Raw genomic sequence first — 21309 nt, forward strand, 5'->3', positions numbered from 1 at the left:
TTTTAATATATATAACAAGTTTAATGCTAATTCTTTAATGATTAATGCAAACTTAGTAAGTGGTATGAATAATTGAGTAAACGGTAAATTAGTGTATCAATGGCACTAATATCGAAACATAGGTGCCCGATAAACCGTTTTGTTTAATGTCTATTTGTATAGGATTTGGTTCAACCTGGTTCAATAAGTTGATACGTTCTTTAGTCAGACTCATACCTTTACTGACATGGTGCCCCTTTTTGTTATTTAGTGAATTATCTATTCCTACACCATCATCAATAATCTGTATGAGCAACTGTTCTTTTCCCTGAAAATCAATATGGATGTTTAAATGACCGCCTTCTTCTTTAGGCATTAATCCGTGCCATATTGCATTTTCAATATAAGGTTGGAGGATCATAGATGGGATCATGGTTTCCTCTTTATCGATTTCAGGGTTTACACGGATTGTGTATTGGAACTTTTCCCCAAATCTCTTTTTCTCCAGGCTAAGGTACAATTCCAGGTAGTCAAGTTCTTCTTCCAGACTGATAAAGCTTTTAGTACAGATTTCCAGATTTTTTCTGATCAGTTTAGCGAATCCCGTTAATATTTTGTTTGCTGAATTTGTATCCTTGGTGTTGATGTAGTGCTGGATAGAGTTCATCACATTAAAAACAAAATGTGGGTTCATCATTGCTTGTAATGCCCTTTGCTCGAGCATTAAAATCTTGTTTTTTAGCAGGAGTTGCTGCTGTTCCTTATTTTTCTGTACTCTTGTTATTATCACTGCAATTTTATAGAATATAAAACCAGCAATAATAAAAACTCCTGCCAGAAACCATAATGTTTGCCAAAAATGACGTTTTAAGGAGAAGTTTACACTGTTTGGACTACTCCAGTTATTACCTGCAGATTTAGCACTGATTTCAAAAGTATAGTCACCCGGTTCCAATGAAGAAAATTCTAATCTGCGACTTTTGGTTTCAGTCCAAACAGCATCAGGTTTTAGACGATAGCGGTACAGAATGTTTTTATTCTGGAAGTCGATCGCACTATAGGTAAATGCAATATTGTTATGTGCTGGAGCAAGCGTGTGCATTGCGTAATTAAGCCCTAGTTTTTTCTTATTGTTTATAATGGATGTGATTAAAACTTTAGGAGCTTCATGAGGATTGTCTCCTTTGTGATAGGAAAAATATACCATTCCATTATTTGTTGCAAAATAGGCATAATGGTTATCAACATATAAGCCATTTACATCATCTGCCAATAAAGCATTCGTATATTCAAATGATTCGACTGCATATTTTTTATCATTTAATGCGATTCTGTTGATGCCACTATTGGTTACAATCCATAGGTAGTTTCCTTTAACAAATACCTTTTTACAGATGTTACTGGCAAGACCGTCTTTCTGAGTTATCAATCTGATAACTTTTTTATTTCTGAAGAATGCAACTCCATAACCATCAGTCGCAAGAACAATAGTTCCATCAGGGAGTTCTTGTATATCATTAATCCTTTTGGTTAATAGAGCCTGATCTCCATAATAACTATACAGAATGCCTCCTGAGAGTTCTGAAAGTCCATTTACATTTGAAAACCATAGATTTTGCTTGCTGTCGTGGAATACGCTGTATGCTCTATTACTAAAAAAATCTACACCTTGTTTGAAGTAGATGGAAGTGAATTGGAAGTGATTTACTCTGTCTGGCAAGATAAATACACCGGATGAAAATGCCATTGCCAGTGTATTGTTTTTGGGGATACTAAAACTTTTAATTACAAACATACTGTTGTTTGTTTCTTTCAGGTAATCAATATTTTTTTTACCGTTTACATTATTTATCCGACCTAAGCCATAATCAGAACTAAAATACAGGGTTTGGTGTGCAGTATCATAAACCATCTGTTTAATGGCATTATATCTTTTTTTATCAGGTAACTGAATTCTACTGATTTTGTTAGAGGCAAGGTTCAGAATATTAATCTGACCATCATCTAATCCCAACCATAAGTTATCGTTTGGGTCTTTAACTACACTTTTTACAATATCGGTACTTAAGCCATTTTCTTTATTGATGATGTACAAGCGCCTATCTTTTTGGGGCAGCATAAAGATGCCATTATTTGTGGTAAACCACATGTTACTTTTTGAGTCTTTGATTACCTGGCTGGTAGATATATTGTCTAAGTAAGTTGTTGTTATTCCGGAATGGTCTATGTGATGTGCACCATTCGCATTACTTAACCACAGGTCATCTTTTTCAAAGTAAAAATATCCTGGGTTATTGGTCAGCAATGCCGTATCAATTTTTAGGTGTAAATATTGGGTGGCACCTTTTCTTATATTCAGACCTTTTTTATCTAAATATCCAAGGCTTTTATCAGGCAGGTTAAGTATTGTTTTATAGGAGAGGGGTAACGTTCCGTGAGATGATACGGTAAAGGTTTTGTTGTTAAAAATGCGGATACATTCGTTGCTAAAAGCCCATATTGATCCATTTGTATCTTCATGTATAAATGTGTTTGTATATGGATGAATGGCACTGGCAGATATGTATTTTATGATGGCTTTACCATCCCACATAACCAATATATTTTTATTTGTACCAAACCAGATCCTTCCTTTGCTGTCTTCGAAAAAAGAGACAATTACTGCATTAACTTTTAATAGTTTTAATAGCTTATCGTTGTTTTCATTATATATTTTTCCATTGAGGAAATAACTAAGTTGTCCATTTAGTGCTAAGAACCAGATTTTACCACTTTTATCTTCCTTTAGCTGTAAGATTTGGTTATCAGGGAGCCCGTCATCTATAGAAAAGTTCTCAAATACTTTTCCGTCAAACCTACTTACTCCCGCATCTGTTGCTACCCAAATATATCCTTTGGAGTCTTGAATGGTATAATAGCAGTTGTTGCTTGGAAGTCCTTTTTTGGTGGTGAAGTGTTGTAAAAAGGTAGTTTGTGAGTATACTGAAAAGTTAGATATCAGCAATGTCAATACTGCAATTAAAAACCTCGTTGTCCGATATGTATTGCTATTTGTCAATATTTGTGTATGATTTAATCTTATCACTGAAATCTGCGGCACGTCTTCTGGATACGGCAATCTTTTCGCCATTTTTTAGGATCACTTCCAATCCGTTTTTTGAATTATACTCCTTTACATAATTGAGGTTGACGATACTTGATTTGTGTATTCTTATAAATTGGTAATCAGGTAATATTTCTTCATACTCTTTCAATACTTTAGATACTGTGATTTTATCATTGTTCTGAAGGTAGAAAACTGAATAATTACTATCTGCAGCAATATGGATTATATCGTCAACATTAACCAAGCTGTATCCTTGTCCGTTTGGCAAGCTGATTTTTCTGATTTCATTTCTGTCAGCAAGGTTTACTGCCAGATTTTGAAGGCTTTCTTTGTGATGATTATCTTTTTTATTGACACTAATGTATTTTTCTGCTTTATCGACCGCGACTTTTAGTTCATCAATATCAATAGGCTTTAATAAGTAATCAAGTGCATTCGCTTTAATCGCTTTTAGTGCATATTGATCGTATGCTGTAGTAAATATGACGTGCGCATTGTGCGATTGTGCATCTGGGATTAATTCAAAGCCATTTTCACCAGGCATGGCAATATCCAGAAATATTAGATCAATACTATTATTGGCAAGAAGTGTACGGGCTTCGGTCACAGATTTTGCTATGCCGGAGATGTGTATATGCTCACAATTTTCCTGTAAAAGAAAGTATAATGAAGAACGGGCGAATTCTTCATCGTCGACAATAATAGTATTTAGCACATTTTTTGTTTTTAATAAAGGTCAATTTATTAAAAAAAAGGTAAAAACAAGCGCTTTTAACTGTTAATAATCTATTACCTGTTCTTCCAGGTGGTCTGGTAAATCACGATAATTATACTGTTGGCCACGTAATTGCGGTTCAAAACCGGCTTCTCTGATTGCATCCTGAATGCCCTTTGCCGTAAAACGATGAGGCGCACCAGCAGCAGATACTACATTTTCTTCGATCATGATAGAGCCAAAATCATTTGCACCCGCATGTAGACAAAGTTCGGCAACATTTTTACCTACAGTAAGCCATGATGCTTGTATATTCTTAATGTTGGGAAGCATGATGCGGCTTAAGGCGAGCATACGGATGTACTCATCACCAGAAACATTATTACTAATCCCTCTTAAGCGTTTCAATAATGTACCATCATCCTGAAAAGGCCATGGAATAAATGCCAGGAATCCATTAGCATCAGCAGGCTTCTCACTTTGTACTTCTCTTATCCAAACCAGGTGTTCAAAGCGTTCCTCAATAGTTTCTACATGACCAAACATCATTGTTGCTGAGGTTGTAATATGAAGTTGATGTGCAGCTCTCATTACATCCAGCCATTCCTGACCACCACATTTACCTTTAGAAATCAACCTGCGGACTCTGTCGTTCAATATTTCAGCTCCGGCACCAGGAAGTGAATCCATCCCGGCTTCTTTTAGTGCACTTAAAACTTCGGTATGAGAAATTCCCTCTAATTTAGCTACATGTGCAATTTCCGGCGGACCCAATGCATGTAATTTAAGATCAGGGTACAATTCTTTAAGCTTTTTAAAAAGGTCTGCATAGAATTTCAGGCCCAGATCCGGATGATGTCCTCCCTGAAGAAGTAACTGATCTCCACCTAGTCTAAAGGTTTCTTCAATTTTAACTTTATAAGTTTCAATATCTGTAATATAGCTTTCTTCATGTCCAGGTCTTCTAAAGAAGTTGCAAAATTTACAGTTAGCAATACATACGTTTGTAGTATTCACATTACGGTCAATCTGCCAGGTAACCTTACCACTGGGTACTTGTTTTTTTCTCAGCTCATTAGCAACATAAGCAAGTTCAGCAGTTGAAGCATGATGATATAAAAACACACCCTCTTCTTTCGTTAAAAAGTCGAAACGTAGGGCCCTTTGTAGTAATTCGGCAGTATTCATGCTACAAATATACCATAACTTGTTTTTATCAATATAATTTGTTTGTCTTAATTAAAGATGAACTGAATTCCACTGTCCATTATTCCTATATTTGGCGCAAATATTTTTTAAAATATGGTAGATTTTAATCGTTTTACATTAGCCAACGGATTACGTGTACTTGTACACGAAGATGATACAACACCCATGGCGGTGTTAAACATATTATATGATGTAGGGGCAAGAGATGAAGAAGAAGGTAGAACAGGTTTTGCCCATTTATTTGAGCACCTGATGTTTGGTGGCTCGGTGAATATTCCAAGTTATGACGAACCATTGCAACGAGTAGGAGGTGAGAACAATGCTTTTACAAGTAACGACATTACCAATTACTACATTACTTTGCCAGCAGTAAATCTGGAAACTGCATTCTGGTTAGAGAGTGACCGTATGTTGAGTCTTGCTTTCTCTGAAAAGAGTCTTGAAACACAGCGTAATGTAGTATGTGAAGAGTTTAAACAACGTTACCTGAATCAGCCTTATGGCGATGTGTGGTTAAAGTTACGACCTCTTGCTTATACTACTCATCCATATAGGTGGGCAACAATCGGACAAGATTTGAAGCAGATTGAGGAAGCTAAAATGGAGGATGTAAAAGCATTTTTCCAAAAGCATTATAATCCTAAAAATGCCATTATGGTAGTAGGTGGGAATGTTAAAACTGCTGATGTAAAAGTTCTGGCCGAGAAGTGGTTTGCACCAATTCCTGCAGGGGAAAAATACCTGAGAAAATTACCCAGGGAACCGAAGCAAATAGAGGAGCGAAGAGAAACAGTTAAAGCAGATGTGCCTTTAAATGCTCTCTATATGACCTTTAAAATGCCTTCAAGAATGGATGCTGAATATCAGGCCTATGATCTGATGTCGGATGTATTGTCGCAAGGTCAATCTTCCAGATTATACAACAGTTTATTGAAAGAACAACAGCTGTTTAGTGATATTCATGCCTATATCACGAGTAGTATAGATGAAGGATTATTTGTAGTAGAGGGTAAATTGGTTGAAGGTGTTAGTCTTGAACAAGCAGAGATTGGCATATGGACTGAATTAAATAAGCTTATTCAGGAACCAGTTACTGATGAAGAGATTACAAAAGTAAAAAATAAGTCGGAGTCTATAATGGTTTTTGCGGAGATGAGTTTATTGGATAAAGCCATGAATCTTGCTCATTATGAATTGTTAGGCGATGCTGCGGGATTAAATTCAGAGATTGATAAATATCTTTCTGTAACGCCTGAACGTATACAACAAGCTGCAAAGAATACATTTACAAAAGAACAATGTTCAGTTTTACAATATTTAACTACACAAAATGCTTAACCGTACACTAGCCCCTGAATCAAAACTGGTTGATGAAATTAGTTTCATTGAACCTTTAAAACAAGTGCTGGATAATGGTATACCCGTTTTTACCATTAATGCAGGTAAACAGGAACTTGTTCGTATAGAATTTATATTTGAAAATGTTAATTGGGATGCTTCAAGACCTTTGGATGCTATTGCAACGAGTCATTTAATTAATAATGGTACCAGTACACTTAGTGCTAAAGAAATTGCTGATAAGGTTGATTACTATGGTGCTTTTTTGCAAACAGAATATGGTGCAGATCAAACCTGTATTAAGCTGTATACTCTAAATAAGCACTTACAATCGGTATTACCTATTCTACGTTCTATTTTAAATGACAGCATTTTTCCGGAACAGGAATTGGCTATTTTTATACAAAATCAAAAACAATCGCTACAGGTAAATTTGCAGAAAAATGATTTTCTTGCCAGAAAGCATTTTGCGAATGCACTTTTTGGCGAAACTCCTTATGGTTCTAATATTGAGCCATCCAACTATGATGTACTAAAAAGAGCAGATTTGCTTAACCATTTTAAAGTAGCTTATACCTCTCAAAACTGTACCATCTTCGTGGCTGGTAAGTTTGAAGATGCTGAATTTAATATCCTAAATGGTGTTTTTGGAAATAAATGGGATAATATTGAAAAGGCTAAACCTAATAAATTTGAGTTCTTAGCAGATCATAAGGGCGAAGTTTTAGTAGAACGTCCCGAGGCTATTCAGTCGGCCATAAGAATGGGTAGACTAGCCATTACAAGGAATCATCCAGATTTCCCTGGCTTCCAGGTTCTAAATTGCCTTTTAGGAGGTTATTTCGGTTCTAGATTAATGGCTAATATTCGCGAAGATAAGGGGTATACTTATGGGATTGGTTCAGCTGTGGCTTCTTTAAAAGATGCTGGCTATTTCTTTATTGCTACGGAAGTAGGAGCAGAGGTATGTAACAATGCGTTAGCAGAGATTGAAAAGGAGATTAGTATACTTAAAGATGAACTGGTAGTTGAAGAAGAACTGGCATTGGTCAGGAATTATATGTTGGGTTCCATGTTGGGTAGCCTGGAAAATGCTTTTTCACATGCAGATAAATTTAAAAATGTCTATTTCTCTGGATTGGATTATAGTTATTACAAGAATTATATTAAAACAGTAAAAACTATAACTGCAGAAGATTTAAAAGCACTGGCTAATAAATACCTGGACACGAACAGCTTTACTAAAGTTGTTGTAGGGAAGAAATAAATAATAATATAAAAGTATCCTGACTATTCTATTTTAGTCAGGATACTTTTTAATTTATCAGCCTGATACATCTTTTTAGAAAAGGCGACATAATCATTATACTTTTCCGGAGGATACTGCTTATTTACCATTGTTTTAACACGGGTATAAATAAGTGTATTGTCTTTAGCTATAACCTTTGCTGTATAGCTGCCAAATTCAGATTCTATTAGAACATCTTTAGGAATAAATTCTACTTTATATCCCTGAGGGATGGTGTAAACAATTTCATCGGTATCATAATAGCCATATTTAATGCTGAAAGGTGTTTTCCTGGCTTCAATAGCAGTCGGGGTACTTCCTTGTCTGTTTAATAGGTTTAAAGTAAGGAATAGCTTGTCGCCCCCTTTTGTGAGCATTTGTGTGCTTTTTAAATTTATCTTTTCATTTAATACAGGAGTATGTTTATCTGGTTGCGTATAACTAAGGTCTGTTATCTGCATATTTGGAATGCTCAGGTTATTCATAAGCTTTTTTCTTTTTTCTCCAGGTTCAATAATCATCATCTGAATATTGTCTTCATATTGAGAATTTCCATATTCTGTTTCAATTGCAATATTTGCTGAACCTTCTGCATCAAGATCAACTAGTGTTTTTCTTTTTTGATAATTACTTTTTGGGTTATATATCGGAGTTTGTGCCAGTTGCCCACCATTTTCAGTAATTAATAATACAGTTCTGTTTGAATTACCATTGCCAATAAAACCAGCGGGCTTGTATTGACTTGTACATTCCAACCAGGTTGTATCCTTTTCCATGGGTACACAGAGTATCATATGGTTTGCCTGGTTCATACTTGCATAGTTCTTGTTTAATGAAGGCATATCATTACCAATTACAACCAGGTTAGACTTTATTCCAGCCTCAAGTAACATTGCTTTCATATAGTTCGATAAGCCTTTGCAGTCGCCATAATTCACTGTTGATACTTTATCTGCTGGAATTGGCACATAGCCTCCAATGCCTAACTGTACGCCTACATATCTGGTATTAGATTGTAAGTAATGATATAATATTCTAATCTTTTCATGATCTGTTTTTGCATCTTTAATCAGATTTTTAATTTTAGCTTTTATAGCTTCAGGAAGTACTTGTCTACCATTACTTAAGGTAAATAGCCATGAACCCATATTTTTCCAGGTTTCAATATCAGCCTTCGAGTTATCGTACTCAAATTGATTTGGTGCAAGACTTACCCAAGACGTTATATTTTTTATACCTGTACTAATTGGTTCGTAATCTATTGCCGGCAAATTTTGACAAGCCCATTTATAGTGTGTTTTATCCTTTACCTTTATAGAATCAGTCTTTAAACCTTTACTTTTAAGCTGTTTAAAGCTCATCGTTTGAGGGATTTTAAAAGTGTATTCGGCTCGTTCTACTGATTGGTTCCATGAGCTTATTGGTTGCCATCCAGGATAGCTTAGTATTCCATTAAAGTCTAAAGCATAACTATACTCAATAGTATATGGGAAGTTTGTGTGTAAAAAATCCAAATATTTAACCCTGTCATCCTGGTATAAAGTTCCACCAGAAACAAAACTTTCATCCTTAAAATCACCACTTTTATAATCTTTTACTTTATTACCTCTGTCATCATATAGGGTAGCTCTTAAACTAGAAATACTGGAAAATTTATCATAATGCTGTTTCATCTTTGAAGCATATTCTCCATTTTTATTTAAGATAGTGATGGCAGTTTTATAAGTCATAACCGCGCTTCCTGGATTTTTAACCTCATAAACCATTTCTTCATTTCTGGTTACGACAGCTGCGTTCTCCTTTAAAGCAGCGGGGATTTTGCTTACATCGTAAATTCCCTGAGCATTTGATTTTGTAAAAGCAAGTATAACGCTTGCGAAAAGTAAGATCGATTTCCTCATTATCCTTTTTTAAATACGATTTGTTCTGCCTGTTTTCTTACTATATTTTTGAATAATTCTTTTAAAAGATGATATTCATCAGAAGTAAAGAATGCTTTAGATATAGCTATTTTACTATTGATCATTATTTTTCCTTCTTCGGCGGCGAACATAAATGTAAAAGAGGCTGTGTTATTAGGCAATACTATTCTTTCGTTTTTAGGGGCTTTATCAAGCGTATATCCTTTTGGAAGTTCTATTGTAATGCGATAGTTTTCTTCAGTTGGGAAACCAAAATCAACGGGGAACTTTCTTTCTTCTAATTTAAATGGATTTTCTTTGGTACGTTCAAATAACAGTGGGGTAAAATAAACCAGGTTTCCGGCTTCTTCAATATTGTCCTCAATCATTACATCCATTGACTCAATCAAATTTTCATTCAGATTATCCAGATTTTCAATTTTATAATTTTTAATACCCAGACCAGATTTTCCGGTTTTATAATCTTTTAGGAAATCAGATTCATTAGTAGCCGAACGATATTTATCTCTTCGATTTAAGGCTTCATAATGATTAGAGGATAGATATAACTTACCACTAAATTTATTCTCATTATCTAATGTTAACATCAAATTGATGTTTTTCTTGCTCAATTTTGTTTCATCGAGTGATATCCACTCAGCGTTGACATTTTTTAGGTTTACTTTTAGTCCTTGATGATTCAGGTTTTGATAAGCAATCATATCATGGCTATGGTCTTTATCCATTGCATCCAGAAGTATCTTTTTATCTCCAATTTCTACTTGAACAATGACATTATTGAACTCTGTAATCATTGGAACTCCAGGGTGTGCACCATTTTCCCTGGTGCTTAATAATATTGGGTAAGCAGTAATATTTGCCTCGGTTAATAAGGCTGTTAAACAAAGGTTAATGTCCGCTGAGTTCCCTGTTTTCTTTTCAAATACTAGTTTAGGATTTGATTCAGAGCTAAACATCCTATACTGATCATTCCATTTGATATTATTCTTCACGTAATCAAAAATCAATGCCGTTACCATTTCCGGATTAGTTTCCTCTTTAATGAGGTCTTTTAGAATCGTTTTACAATAGCTTCTTTTATTTAAAAATAAGCCAAAATTCTCTTCCTCTTTTAAACTGGTTACTATTTTCCCCCACGTTGTATTAAAGTCCTTGTAAACCTGTCCAGGTATGGTAAAAGAGCTAAGTTCAAAACCTATTTTACTAATGTAATCGTTCATAGTGGTTACGAAATTCTCTCTTTTTAGTCCAGGGACATTTTCAGCGATATAGCTCATCCTTAAAGATTGTGCATTTAACATCTGGCTGTTAATCAAGAAAGTTTGATTTATAGTTTCACGTTTAGGGTTTAAGTAGACATACCCACCTGTGCTAGGTTTATATCTATAATATTCAGGAATTGTAATATCAAATTCAGAATAAAGGGTTGGAATTGCTCGTTGGAAATACCAGGGACCAAGAGTATAAATGAAGTCGCTCGTTGTTCTATACTTATATTCTACAATTGAGCCTTCTTTTACATTGGGTAATGCAAATTTTTTGAGGGTGTAGTTTTTGTCTTCTTTTTCAGAGAATTTGGCATCTTTATTCAGTTTACTAATTACGATCTTACCGCCTTCCAGATTATAGGTAGCAGCTTCCATATTATCTAATTTAGATTCCGAATTGCTCCCTTTATAAAATCGTAGTTCCATATTGCCATAGTCATATCCACTTTTATTGATGATTTTATAGCGAGTATGACGTTCTAAAACATACATAAATTCTCCTGTTTTAGAACTAAACTCAAAGAATCCTCTGCCTACATCAAATAGGGCTACCGCAGAAGCTGCTGAATCTGCACCTGTAAGTTTGACATCGAAATCGGCAGGAGTAATTTTGCCATATTTAAATGTTTTAGGTTTTACGTTTGGATTGTTTTGTGCGAAAGAGTAGACATTGCATAGCAATAGCAATGCCATTAAGCGTAATTTATTCATGATTGCGATAATTTATTGTACAATTATATAAAATTATTATTACAATAATTATCTCGATGTGATATATATCTTATTTTACGTTCAGCAGGCTGATTACCCCATCCATTGTGGCGACCAAAATCTTATTTTTATTAATCACATTAACTGTGTTTACCATTGAGTTGTCGATTTTATGAGCCCAGACAGTTCTTGGTGTATCAGGATCAAAGGCATAAACTACTCCATTTCTTGTTCCGAAAAACACCTGATTATCCTTTGCAATAAGCATAGATGGAACATGTTCATAACCAAAGCCCATATTTAATCTCCAGGCAATTCCAGGATCGGTCGCTTGTGTTTTATAAGCAACTATATCATTATTCATGGTTTTGCCAAATATCATGCTCCCATTTTCTGCTATACCAATAGACTCTCTCACTGTTGCTTCTTTATTTCTCCAAAGGGATACTCCCTTATTTGCATCAATGGCATTGAGCACTCTATCAGGGGCTGCTACATAAATTACACTGTTGTGGGCAACTGGTGTACACATGGCAGGTGAAAACATACGGTTTGCATGACCATTATTCCATTTCCATAAGAGTTTACCATTGATTTGGTTTAGAGCATATAAGTGTCTACCCCAGGAACCAAAAATAACTTTTCCTTCATACAATAAAGGTTTGCCTACAATTGAACCCGCAACATCATTAAAAGTCCATAATTGTCTTCCGGTACTTAAATCAAGTGCTCTGAAATTATTGTCACTTCCACCAATGTAAACCACATTATTTGCAATTATGGGACTGCCAAGTACTGATGCCTTAGTTTTAAACTTCCAGATTTGTTTACCTGTCTGCATTTGCAAGGCGTAAATATTGCCATCACCTGAGCCAATAACAATAATATTCTCTGCTATTGCAGGTGATGAATAAATTGCCCCTTTAGTTTTAAATGTCCATTTTTTGCTTCCATTGTTTATATCTAAAGCTTCCACTTCGCCAATACTATTTCCAAATATGACTAGTTTACCATCAGTTGCAGGGGTGAGTACCACATTAGCAGGAGCATGGTAAGTCCAAACCTTGGTGACTTGTGGATAGGTAGAATTAATCTGATAAGATGGCCTTTCGCCTTGCGTACTGGTTGCCTTAAAAGTTCCAAGTGCAATTTTTCTCCATGGTTGTTCTATATTAAGACCTGGTTTTTTCACGGCAAAAAGGGCAGAGTCAGTATACATAGTTACAATATTATATCCACCTAAGGTATCTTTTGCTCGCAAGTTAGAGCGGCCCATTGTACCAGGTATACCTTCAAAGTCAAGTGCCTGGTTGGCATGGCCATGACCACAAATGGCATATTGAATATTGTATTTTTTTATTCTGTCAGTCGCTTCGTACCAATTGTCTAAACTATTGTCAATAGGGTAGTGGTTGATAAACACGATTGGCATATCTGCAGGTGTTTTTTTAAGAATTTTATCTAACCAAACAACAGCGTCACGAGGAATATGTCCATCAGACATCCTAACATATGGTCCAGATGCACATAAAATGAAGCGATAGCCATTATGATCAAAAGTGAATTTATCATCACCGAAAGCTTTAATAAAGTCAACCCCACCTGACTCGGACCATCCTGTGTCATGGTTGCCAGGTATTACATAATAAGGTTTCTTTAGTCCGTTTAGTATTGAATTCGCCAGTTTAATCTCTAGCTTCGTTCCCATTTCGGTTACATCGCCAGTTACCAATATAAAATCCAGATCGTGTTGACTATTGATGTCTTTAACTGTTCGACGCAAATCTTCTTCACCAGTCGCTGTACCTACATGGGTATCGGTAACAAAAGCATACTTAAAATCCTGTGCATCTACACACAAGAAATGGCATGTCAGGGATAAAATGAAAAATAGATACTTCATATATTGGTAATGATTTATTCGGCTAAATTTACATCTTTTTTATTTCAACAGTTCCAGTGCTTTTTCAAGATATTCATCCCGCCCCTCTCTAATAGCTTTTTGAGTTTCTGTAATGAAAATGTCTGGCTGGATGCCAATGCCTTGAAGTTGACTTCCATCTTGTTGCTTTACTTTCATTCCGGTAAAGGATATTGATATTCCACCTGGTATAGAAAATCTATTTACATTCCCATTTGCTCCCGCGGTAGGTTGCCCAACAATTGTAGCAAGTTGGTAGTATTTTATAAAACTCATGTAACTCTCAGCATAGCTGATCGCACCTCCCCCTGTCAGAAATATAACTTTAGCAGAAATATGTGGTGTTGATGGTTTTAAGTTCCAACCGATACCATCATAACTTACTTTTTCGAAATCCGGGTAGGTAATCTTCGGTACAAACATCCATTTGTTATTGTCGTTTTCAGTTAAAAGGTAATTAATAAATTCGTGATTGTTAGTTGGATAGCCACGCAAATCACATTTAATGCCTTTCGCCTTTACCAATTCTGGTAGAATCTTTTTTATTTCATCCATTTTAGTTGTACTGATATCGATGAAATAAATCCCACTGTCCAATTTTTTAATTGTAGTTTTTTTATTCGGGGTTCTATAGTTTTTTCTAGTCAGTTTTAATGTTTGTGTATCGTTATTTCTTTTAATACCCAGCAAAAATTCAGAGTCTTTTGTTCCACTAAATAGCTCCGGTAAGGCCCTTGCCGTTTTCCATTGATCTGATCCGGAGATTTGCCTTTTTAATGAATCTAATTTTTGGAGTGCTGACTTTCCATTAATACTAATGATTTCGTCTCCAGGCAATAAAGGAAGTTTGGCTTGATCTGGTATTGAGTCTATTTCACGAATGATCAGTTTGCCTTCAACCAGAGCCGGACCAGCAGTTATATTGTAAAAATCATTAAATGAAGGATTACTTACTCTAATATGCCCATCTTTTAGTTTTTCTGTTAAACGTCTGAGTACACTTACATAATCAGTTGTGGTTTTATTACTAAACACTGCGCCTAAGGCAATAGGTAATTGTTTGAACCAGTCGGTATTTATTTCTTCATGGTAAGGGTAAAAATGTTTAAAAGCATTCCATGTTATGGTAATTCCACTCAAACGAGTATATATGTCCTTTGTAGACATTGCTTGAGGAAGTGAACTTTTTATTTTAGTCATTAAGTTGCTTAGTTGAACTGGATTAGCTGTGGGATAGGTAATAGCTTCATTTCCCATAAGAACTAAAGGGACAAGACAAGTCAGCCCAGTTCCTATATCTTTAATAAAATATTCTCCAAATTTAGGTTTGTTATCAAAAATTTGTTTTTCCGTTTTGGTCATTGATCCTTCTTGTATGAGCAAGGAGTAATTTCCATTTGTTGCATCCCCAGAGACCATTTCATATTGATATCCCGGAGCATTAGCAAGCCAATCTTTAGGTGATTTTGCATCATCTTCAAAGGAGGCATTTTTAATGGGTATTTGCATCCATTTACCATTGTCTTCAACTTCTAAACTGAAGTCGTCAATCCATACCTTTCCAGAGCCTGCTAAGAAAGTTCCAAATACAATAGATACAGCGTCGCTATCAACATTTCCTATAATTTCATAAGTTCCCCAACTTTCTTTTTTAACAGGCCTGCTATCCATATTTTCAAAAAAGCCCATTATTTTGTTTTCTCGATCTACCCGGATCCACATTTGGCCTGTACCACCATCGGCTACCTTTATCGATGACTTTAAGCGGATTTTCATTCCTCTATAAGGCTTTGCATCTATATGGTTAATTGCATTGCCATAACCTCTTGATTTATCATTAACTATCTTATATGGTCTGTTTGTTCTTATGCTTTTATAAAGGATGTTAGCTACCCCCATTCCATAATGCTGCCAGGTAACAGTATCGCGCATAGCCATTGAAATTGCCGGAGTAATTGATTTAACGTTAAACTCATGAGCTTTTATACCTGGTTTAATAAGTATTGATGGTGCTATTGGAACAAATAATTCAATGAGCTTTTGATTTAAAATTATCGGGTTTGGTGCATTTTCCACAGTTTTAATTCCGTAATAAACGAATTCTTCCCAGTTGATTTTTGAAGCTTCATCTGATGGGTGGAAATATCTTACATAACCATATAAATTAGCGAAACTAACAATGTTGTTAATTTTTTGCTGATGGTTAATTTCTTGGGCTGACAAGCCTACATGAAAAAAAAATATCAGAATAATAGAGAGGCAGCTTTTCATGGTTTATAATGTTTAGTATAAATCTAATAAATAAAAGCCTTGATTACCTGTGTTTAACCGATTTTAACATGGAATTTGAAAAACAATCTGATTGTAATCTTTTTGCATGCATAGTGTTAATTGTTCGCCACTATTGCACAGTATCAAGAATAATCGTATTTTTGCCCGGCAAATAGTAACTCTTAAATTATTTGCTATGCAACTCGATCCCAATAAATTTATAGCTGAAGGACTAACTTACGATGACGTATTATTAGTACCCGCATATTCTGAAGTTTTGCCACGTGATGTGGATACCGGAAGTTTTTTAACAAAGAAAATACGTCTTAATGTTCCAATAGTTTCTGCTGCTATGGATACTGTTACTGAGTCTAGCCTGGCTATTGCCATTGCTCAGGCCGGAGGTATTGGCATGCTGCATAAAAACATGAGCATTGAACGTCAGGCCAATGAGGTAAGGAAAGTAAAACGTTCAGAAAGCGGAATGATTCAGGATCCGGTTACGCTAAATGCCAATGCAAAGGTTGCGGATGCTTTTCTTATCATGAAAGAGTATAAGATTGGTGGTATTCCTGTTGTTGATGTTGAAAACAAACTTGTTGGTATAATTACCAATAGAGATTTACGTTTCCAGAAAGATATGGAACGTCCGGTATCAGAAGTAATGACACGTGAAAATCTAATTACTGCTGCTGAAGGAACTACTTTATTGCAGGCTGAAGAAATTTTACAAAATTATAAAATTGAAAAACTTCCTGTAGTAGATAAAGAAGGCCGTTTGGCTGGATTGATTACTTTCAAAGACATTCAGAAGTTTAAAAATTACCCTCAGGCATGTAAAGACGAACAAGGTCGTTTACGTGTAGGGGCAGCTGTAGGTGTTGCTGCTGATAATATTGACCGTGTAGCAGCACTGGTACAAGCTGGTGTTGATGTCGTGACTGTTGATACAGCCCATGGTCACTCAAAAGGCGTAATAGATATGGTGAAAGCCATTAAAGAAAGATGGCCTGATTTGCAGGTGATCGCTGGTAATATAGCAACTGCTGATGCTGCACGCGCTTTAGCTGCTGCTGGTGCTGATGCAGTCAAAGTTGGTATTGGACCAGGCTCTATCTGTACAACCAGAATCATTGCAGGAGTAGGGGTACCACAATTATATGCTGTGTTTGAATGTGCCCAAGCCCTAATAGGAACTGGAATTCCGGTTATTGCTGATGGTGGTATTAAGCAAACAGGTGACATTGTGAAAGCAATTGCTGCAGGTGCCAATGCTATTATGGCTGGTTCATTATTTGCAGGAGTTGAGGAATCCCCGGGTGAAACGATTATTTATGAAGGTCGTAAATTTAAATCTTACCGCGGTATGGGGTCAGTAGAGGCTATGGCACAAGGTTCTAAAGATCGCTATTTCCAGGATGAAACAGATGTAGTAACTAAATTGGTTCCTGAAGGTATTGTTGGACGTGTACCGTACAAAGGAACATTAGCTGAAGTTATTTATCAATATGTAGGTGGATTGAGAGCAGGAATGCATTATTGTGGAGCATCAACAATTGATGATTTGCAGAAAGCTAAGTTTGTTCGTATTACGGCTGCAGGGATGAGAGAAAGTCATCCACATGATATTTCAATTACTAAAGAAGCGCCAAATTACTCAAGGTAATACTTCATAGGTATAGAAAGGCTGCATATGTAGCCTTTTTATACCTATGTCTATAAAAATTCGTTCGGGATCAACTCCCAGGTCCAAGGTTTTTTAAAACTATTGAACGTTCTTAATGTTTTAATATTTAAAGGCTGCTCGAAAGTTTCGCTTGCAAGTGTTCCATTATTAATGACACTGCTTATTATCTTTTTCTTGTTTTTTACGAAATCATATTGTTTATCATTCGTCTCACCTGATTCCTGCTGATAGGCATAGTTGTTTGCAGTAATGAGTTTCCAGTCTTTATCCTGAAATTTAAAGCTGTAGTTAAGTTTCCAGCGCCAATGCCCACCTCCTTCAAATGATAAAGTAAGTTTATTGTCTGCAATACTCATAGGCCGTAGTGGATCACCCATTTCACCACCTTCATCAGCTCTTAACATAAAATTATTATTTTGAACGGAAATACGATAAGAACCCTTTACTGATTTTCTAAAATAAATGGCCAGTATTCTTGGTTTTTGCATTTCAGTAATAATTTCTGTGGTGTTATCACCATAAGCTCTATTTTCCTTAACAGGTCTATAAAACTCAAGAACAAGTGCAATATCTTTAACGTTGTCGTTATTTAAATCGCCTGAAATGCTATCAATAATTTTCCAGTTTTGGGGAACAATTAAATCTGCCGATTTCCCATATTCAGGTAAAACAGGGAAAACAAATGGTTGAGCATATAAAGCAGTATGAAATAGCAAAAAAAATAGAGTGAGTTTAATCGTCATAATAATTTAACAACGATAATTAAGCGTAAATAGTGCCCGTTGAAACAACAAGTGGGAGTTTAAAGCCAAAAGACACTTGAGTACCATCAATCATTACTTCAAGTTCACTACCGTTGCTTTTGATGTATTCACGGCATAAATGGAGTCCTAATCCTATTCCTTTTTCATGTGAAATTCCGGAAGCTACTTCAAAGGCACTTTTGTTGGTCATACTTTCCAGATTGATTTCATTCTCATCTAAAACTGGATTGCTTACTGTAATCTTAAGTTGATCCTGTGTATTCATGGCACTGATATCTATGCTATAAGATGATGGGGTAAACTTAATAGCGTTGTCAATTAGGTTACGTAAAACCAGCTGGATCTGATTTTCATCTGCATATACGATATGTTGCTCACTAATTTTCAGGTTAATGGAAATACCTTTCGACTGAATTAGAGGGGCATAAACCAGATTTAAATCTTCAATGAGTGCTTTCAAATTGAATTTGGAGGGCTGGGTTTTAATTCCATCCATCTGGTTCACTGCCCAGTAAAGCAGGTTATTGAGTGTGTTGTGTATGGTGTCAATATTTTTTTTGTTTTCGTTCAGTAACATCTTTAGCTCTTCCAGTGATAGCAGGTTCATGTCTTTTAATGAAAAGATACTCATCAGACTATTAAAAGGACTTCGTAAATCATGTGCTATGATAGAGAAAAGTTTGTTTTTTACTGCATTTGAAGATTCCAATTGTAAAATTGTATCTGTAAGTTTTATTGTTCTTTCCTCTACCAGATTTTCCAAACGCTGGTTTTGTGTTTGTATCAGTTTAAAGTTCTCATCACGCATTTTCTGTTCATTTGTCATGATAATACGATACCGATCGCCTAATGCGAAAGCCAATAATAAAAGCTCTATAGTTGAGCCCAAAGGAACAAATTCGAATGTAAAATCATAAAAAGGAAGAACATTAGCCAGACTTAATACCAATGCCATGATGGTAATCGCTATAAATGACCAGGCAATGATGTAATATTTAGCTTGTTTGTGTCCATGTCTATATGCAACTAATCCTATCCACCATAAAACTATAGTTGATATCAGGGAGATAATTTGAGCTATATTAGATGAGATGCTTTTGAAGCCTAAGGCACTTGTTAAAAATAAAACAACAGCACCTATCGTGAGGATATTGTAAACTTTCATCCATATTTGAGGAAGACTTTTACTATTTAGAAGTTTCCGCGAAAAGAAGACGGATGCAATAATTGACAGACTTAGAAAAATATGAGGATGTTGGTTCAGTATTATTCTAAAATCAGAGCCAAGTAAATAGCTATAACCTCTTAAATATGTAATTACATATGTGCCTAGAAACAATACATATAGACTATAGTAGAAGTAGGTCCTGTCCTTTATGCTGAAATAAAGGAAAATATTGAAAATAAATAGAGTCAATAAAATCCCTATGTAGATTACTTCGAAGCTATTTTTTACAAATTTTCTTTCAATAAGGTTCTCTGAAGTTACCAGTTTAATAGGAACAATAAGTATGTTATTGGTTTTTAGTCTAAGCCATACAGTAGTTTTGACGTTGTTGTTTTGCTGTATGGGGAGATCGAAAGTATAATTGTTAGAGATGGTTACTCCTGATGATGGAGGTAAAAGAGCGCCTGTCTTGCGGTGAATAAAACCATGATCTGAGTCCACATAAAAATCGATGTATTCAATATTGGGAACATCCAACATTAAATAGTTCTTTTCTTTAGCTTTTCCACTATAATCAATTCTAACCCAGAAAGCGGATTTGGAATTTCTTAGATTAAGGATGTTTGTTTCTCCTTTTTTGAATTTTCCATTTTCAGATAAAGCTTTGATTTCGGTTATGGTGAGATTTGCTTTTTTATCTTCATAATAAGTTATTTGCTTTCCGAGATTGGAGAAAACCAGATTACTATCCAGGTTAATAACCTGAGCTGTTGCGTAGTTACTTAACTTGGCTATAGTTATGAATAGGATGATCAGAAAACGCATATAATTCAATAAGGGATATATCTAATATAAACAATTACCATAGGAATTAATGATATACTTTGTTTATCAGGTGATTTTTGGTATTGAAATATTTATTGTTTTTTAGTTTTCTAGCCAGAATTTTAAGGGGAATTCAATTTGATCAACTGAACTTACTATAAGATCTGGTTTAAAAGCGTAGTTAGTGAGATCTTCTTTTTTTGCAATGCCTGACAATACCAATATCGTTTTGTAGCCCATTTGTACACCGCCTTGAATATCTGTTTCCATGGTGTCACCAATTACCGTTGTTTCAGCAGTTTCCAGTCCAAGATATTTACGTGCCGATCTCATCATAACTGGGCTGGGTTTACCGATTACAAAAGCTTTTCGACCTGTAGCTTCTTCAATCATGGCTGTTGTTGCGGCTATCCCAAGATTGTTCCATCCTGGTTTTTTAGGAGATGGGTCACGGTTAGTGGTTATAAATTTAGCACCCGCAAGGATCATGTCAACGGCACGTTGAACCATTTCCAATGTGAAATTTCTTCCTTCACCTAAAACTACATACTCCGGGTCAGAATTAACCAGGTTTATGCCGTTCTCATGAAGACTGGTAAGTAAGCCCCCTTCACCCAGAACATATGCTGTTCCATGTTTGCCCTGGTCACCAAGAAATTTACCAGTAGCCATTGCGCTGGTATAGATATGATCTTCAGTAACTATGATGCCCAATTGTTTTAGTTTACGTACCGCATCGAGTCTGGTACGTTGGCTATTATTGGTCATGAAAGTAAAAGGGATATTGTTTTTAAGCAATCCGGCAATAAATTTATCCGCGCCTTCAATTAAATTTTCTCCGCTATAGATTACACCATCCATATCGATTAAAAGTCCGTGTTTCATAGTTCTATGTCTTATTGGTTCTTGGTAAAGTTTGCCAGTTCAGGGCAGACAAATATAGCTTTCTGAAAGGAGATAAATATGGAGAAAGGTCATTAAAAAAAAACACCCAGAAAAACTAAAAGTCTTCCTGGGTGCACTTGGGACCAATATGTAATTATTGAAATTAGGCAGCAAATATTCAATGATTTGAAGCTTAAATACCTGCTTAACCAAGCGCTGCAAACGTACGGAAAAAATCGAATAAATCCTATA

General features: G+C 35.5%; 13 protein-coding genes. 3 read left to right on the forward strand and 10 right to left on the reverse strand.

Annotation, left to right across the window (positions count from 1 at the left end):
• Positions 1 to 88: 88 nt before the first annotated feature.
• The 3 genes from WC623_RS09040 to mqnC all read right to left on the reverse strand — a co-directional run bounded on the left by WC623_RS09040 (position 89) and on the right by mqnC (position 4988).
• Positions 89 to 3109 (reverse strand): two-component regulator propeller domain-containing protein, encoded by a 3021-nt coding sequence (locus WC623_RS09040; RefSeq protein ID WP_372850137.1) that lies wholly within the window; start codon positions 3107 to 3109, stop codon positions 89 to 91.
• Complete coding sequence (locus WC623_RS09045; RefSeq protein WP_372850139.1) at positions 3027 to 3800, reverse strand: LytR/AlgR family response regulator transcription factor; 774 nt, start codon at positions 3798 to 3800, stop codon at positions 3027 to 3029. The genes WC623_RS09040 and WC623_RS09045 overlap by 83 nt, the downstream gene beginning before the upstream one ends.
• Positions 3801 to 3863: 63 nt before the next feature.
• Positions 3864 to 4988, reverse strand: coding sequence for a cyclic dehypoxanthinyl futalosine synthase (gene mqnC, locus WC623_RS09050; protein WP_372850141.1), 1125 nt, complete (start codon positions 4986 to 4988; stop codon positions 3864 to 3866).
• A gap of 114 nt (positions 4989 to 5102) precedes the next feature.
• Between mqnC and WC623_RS09055 the strand changes: the two genes are divergently transcribed.
• Positions 5103 to 6347, forward strand: coding sequence for a M16 family metallopeptidase (locus tag WC623_RS09055; protein WP_372850143.1), 1245 nt, complete (start codon positions 5103 to 5105; stop codon positions 6345 to 6347).
• Complete coding sequence (locus WC623_RS09060; protein ID WP_372850145.1) at positions 6340 to 7614, forward strand: M16 family metallopeptidase; 1275 nt, start codon at positions 6340 to 6342, stop codon at positions 7612 to 7614. Before WC623_RS09055 ends, WC623_RS09060 begins: the two co-directional genes overlap by 8 nt.
• A gap of 23 nt (positions 7615 to 7637) precedes the next feature.
• Here the strand turns inward: WC623_RS09060 and WC623_RS09065 are convergent, their stop codons facing one another.
• The 4 genes from WC623_RS09065 to WC623_RS09080 form a co-directional block, all read right to left on the reverse strand.
• Positions 7638 to 9536 (reverse strand): DUF3857 domain-containing protein, encoded by a 1899-nt coding sequence (locus tag WC623_RS09065; protein WP_372850146.1) that lies wholly within the window; start codon positions 9534 to 9536, stop codon positions 7638 to 7640.
• A complete protein-coding gene (locus tag WC623_RS09070; protein WP_372850148.1) occupies positions 9536 to 11536 on the reverse strand; it encodes a DUF3857 domain-containing protein in 2001 nt (666 codons plus the stop codon). The genes WC623_RS09065 and WC623_RS09070 overlap by 1 nt, the downstream gene beginning before the upstream one ends.
• 70 nt (positions 11537 to 11606) lie before the next feature.
• A complete protein-coding gene (locus WC623_RS09075; RefSeq protein WP_372850150.1) occupies positions 11607 to 13439 on the reverse strand; it encodes a PQQ-binding-like beta-propeller repeat protein in 1833 nt (610 codons plus the stop codon).
• A gap of 39 nt (positions 13440 to 13478) precedes the next feature.
• A complete protein-coding gene (locus WC623_RS09080; RefSeq protein WP_372850152.1) occupies positions 13479 to 15728 on the reverse strand; it encodes a S41 family peptidase in 2250 nt (749 codons plus the stop codon).
• 196 nt (positions 15729 to 15924) lie between these two features.
• Between WC623_RS09080 and guaB the strand changes: the two genes are divergently transcribed.
• Positions 15925 to 17394, forward strand: coding sequence for an IMP dehydrogenase (gene guaB, locus WC623_RS09085; protein WP_372850154.1), 1470 nt, complete (start codon positions 15925 to 15927; stop codon positions 17392 to 17394).
• Positions 17395 to 17444: 50 nt separating this feature from the next.
• Here guaB and WC623_RS09090 read toward each other — a convergent pair whose 3' ends face one another.
• The 3 genes from WC623_RS09090 to WC623_RS09100 form a co-directional block, all read right to left on the reverse strand.
• Entirely contained in the window at positions 17445 to 18158 is a 714-nt protein-coding gene (locus tag WC623_RS09090; protein ID WP_372850156.1) for a hypothetical protein, read from the reverse strand.
• 19 nt (positions 18159 to 18177) lie between these two features.
• Positions 18178 to 20172 carry a 7TM diverse intracellular signaling domain-containing protein gene (locus WC623_RS09095; protein ID WP_372850158.1) on the reverse strand — a complete coding sequence of 665 codons (1995 nt, stop codon included), beginning with the start codon at positions 20170 to 20172 and terminating at the stop codon, positions 18178 to 18180.
• 102 nt (positions 20173 to 20274) lie between these two features.
• Entirely contained in the window at positions 20275 to 21057 is a 783-nt protein-coding gene (locus WC623_RS09100) for an HAD-IIA family hydrolase (protein WP_372850160.1), read from the reverse strand.
• Between the last annotated feature and the right edge of the window lie 252 nt (positions 21058 to 21309).

This window comes from Pedobacter sp. (assembly GCF_041645105.1).
In the GTDB taxonomy this organism is placed as follows: Bacteria; Bacteroidota; Bacteroidia; order Sphingobacteriales; family Sphingobacteriaceae; genus Pedobacter.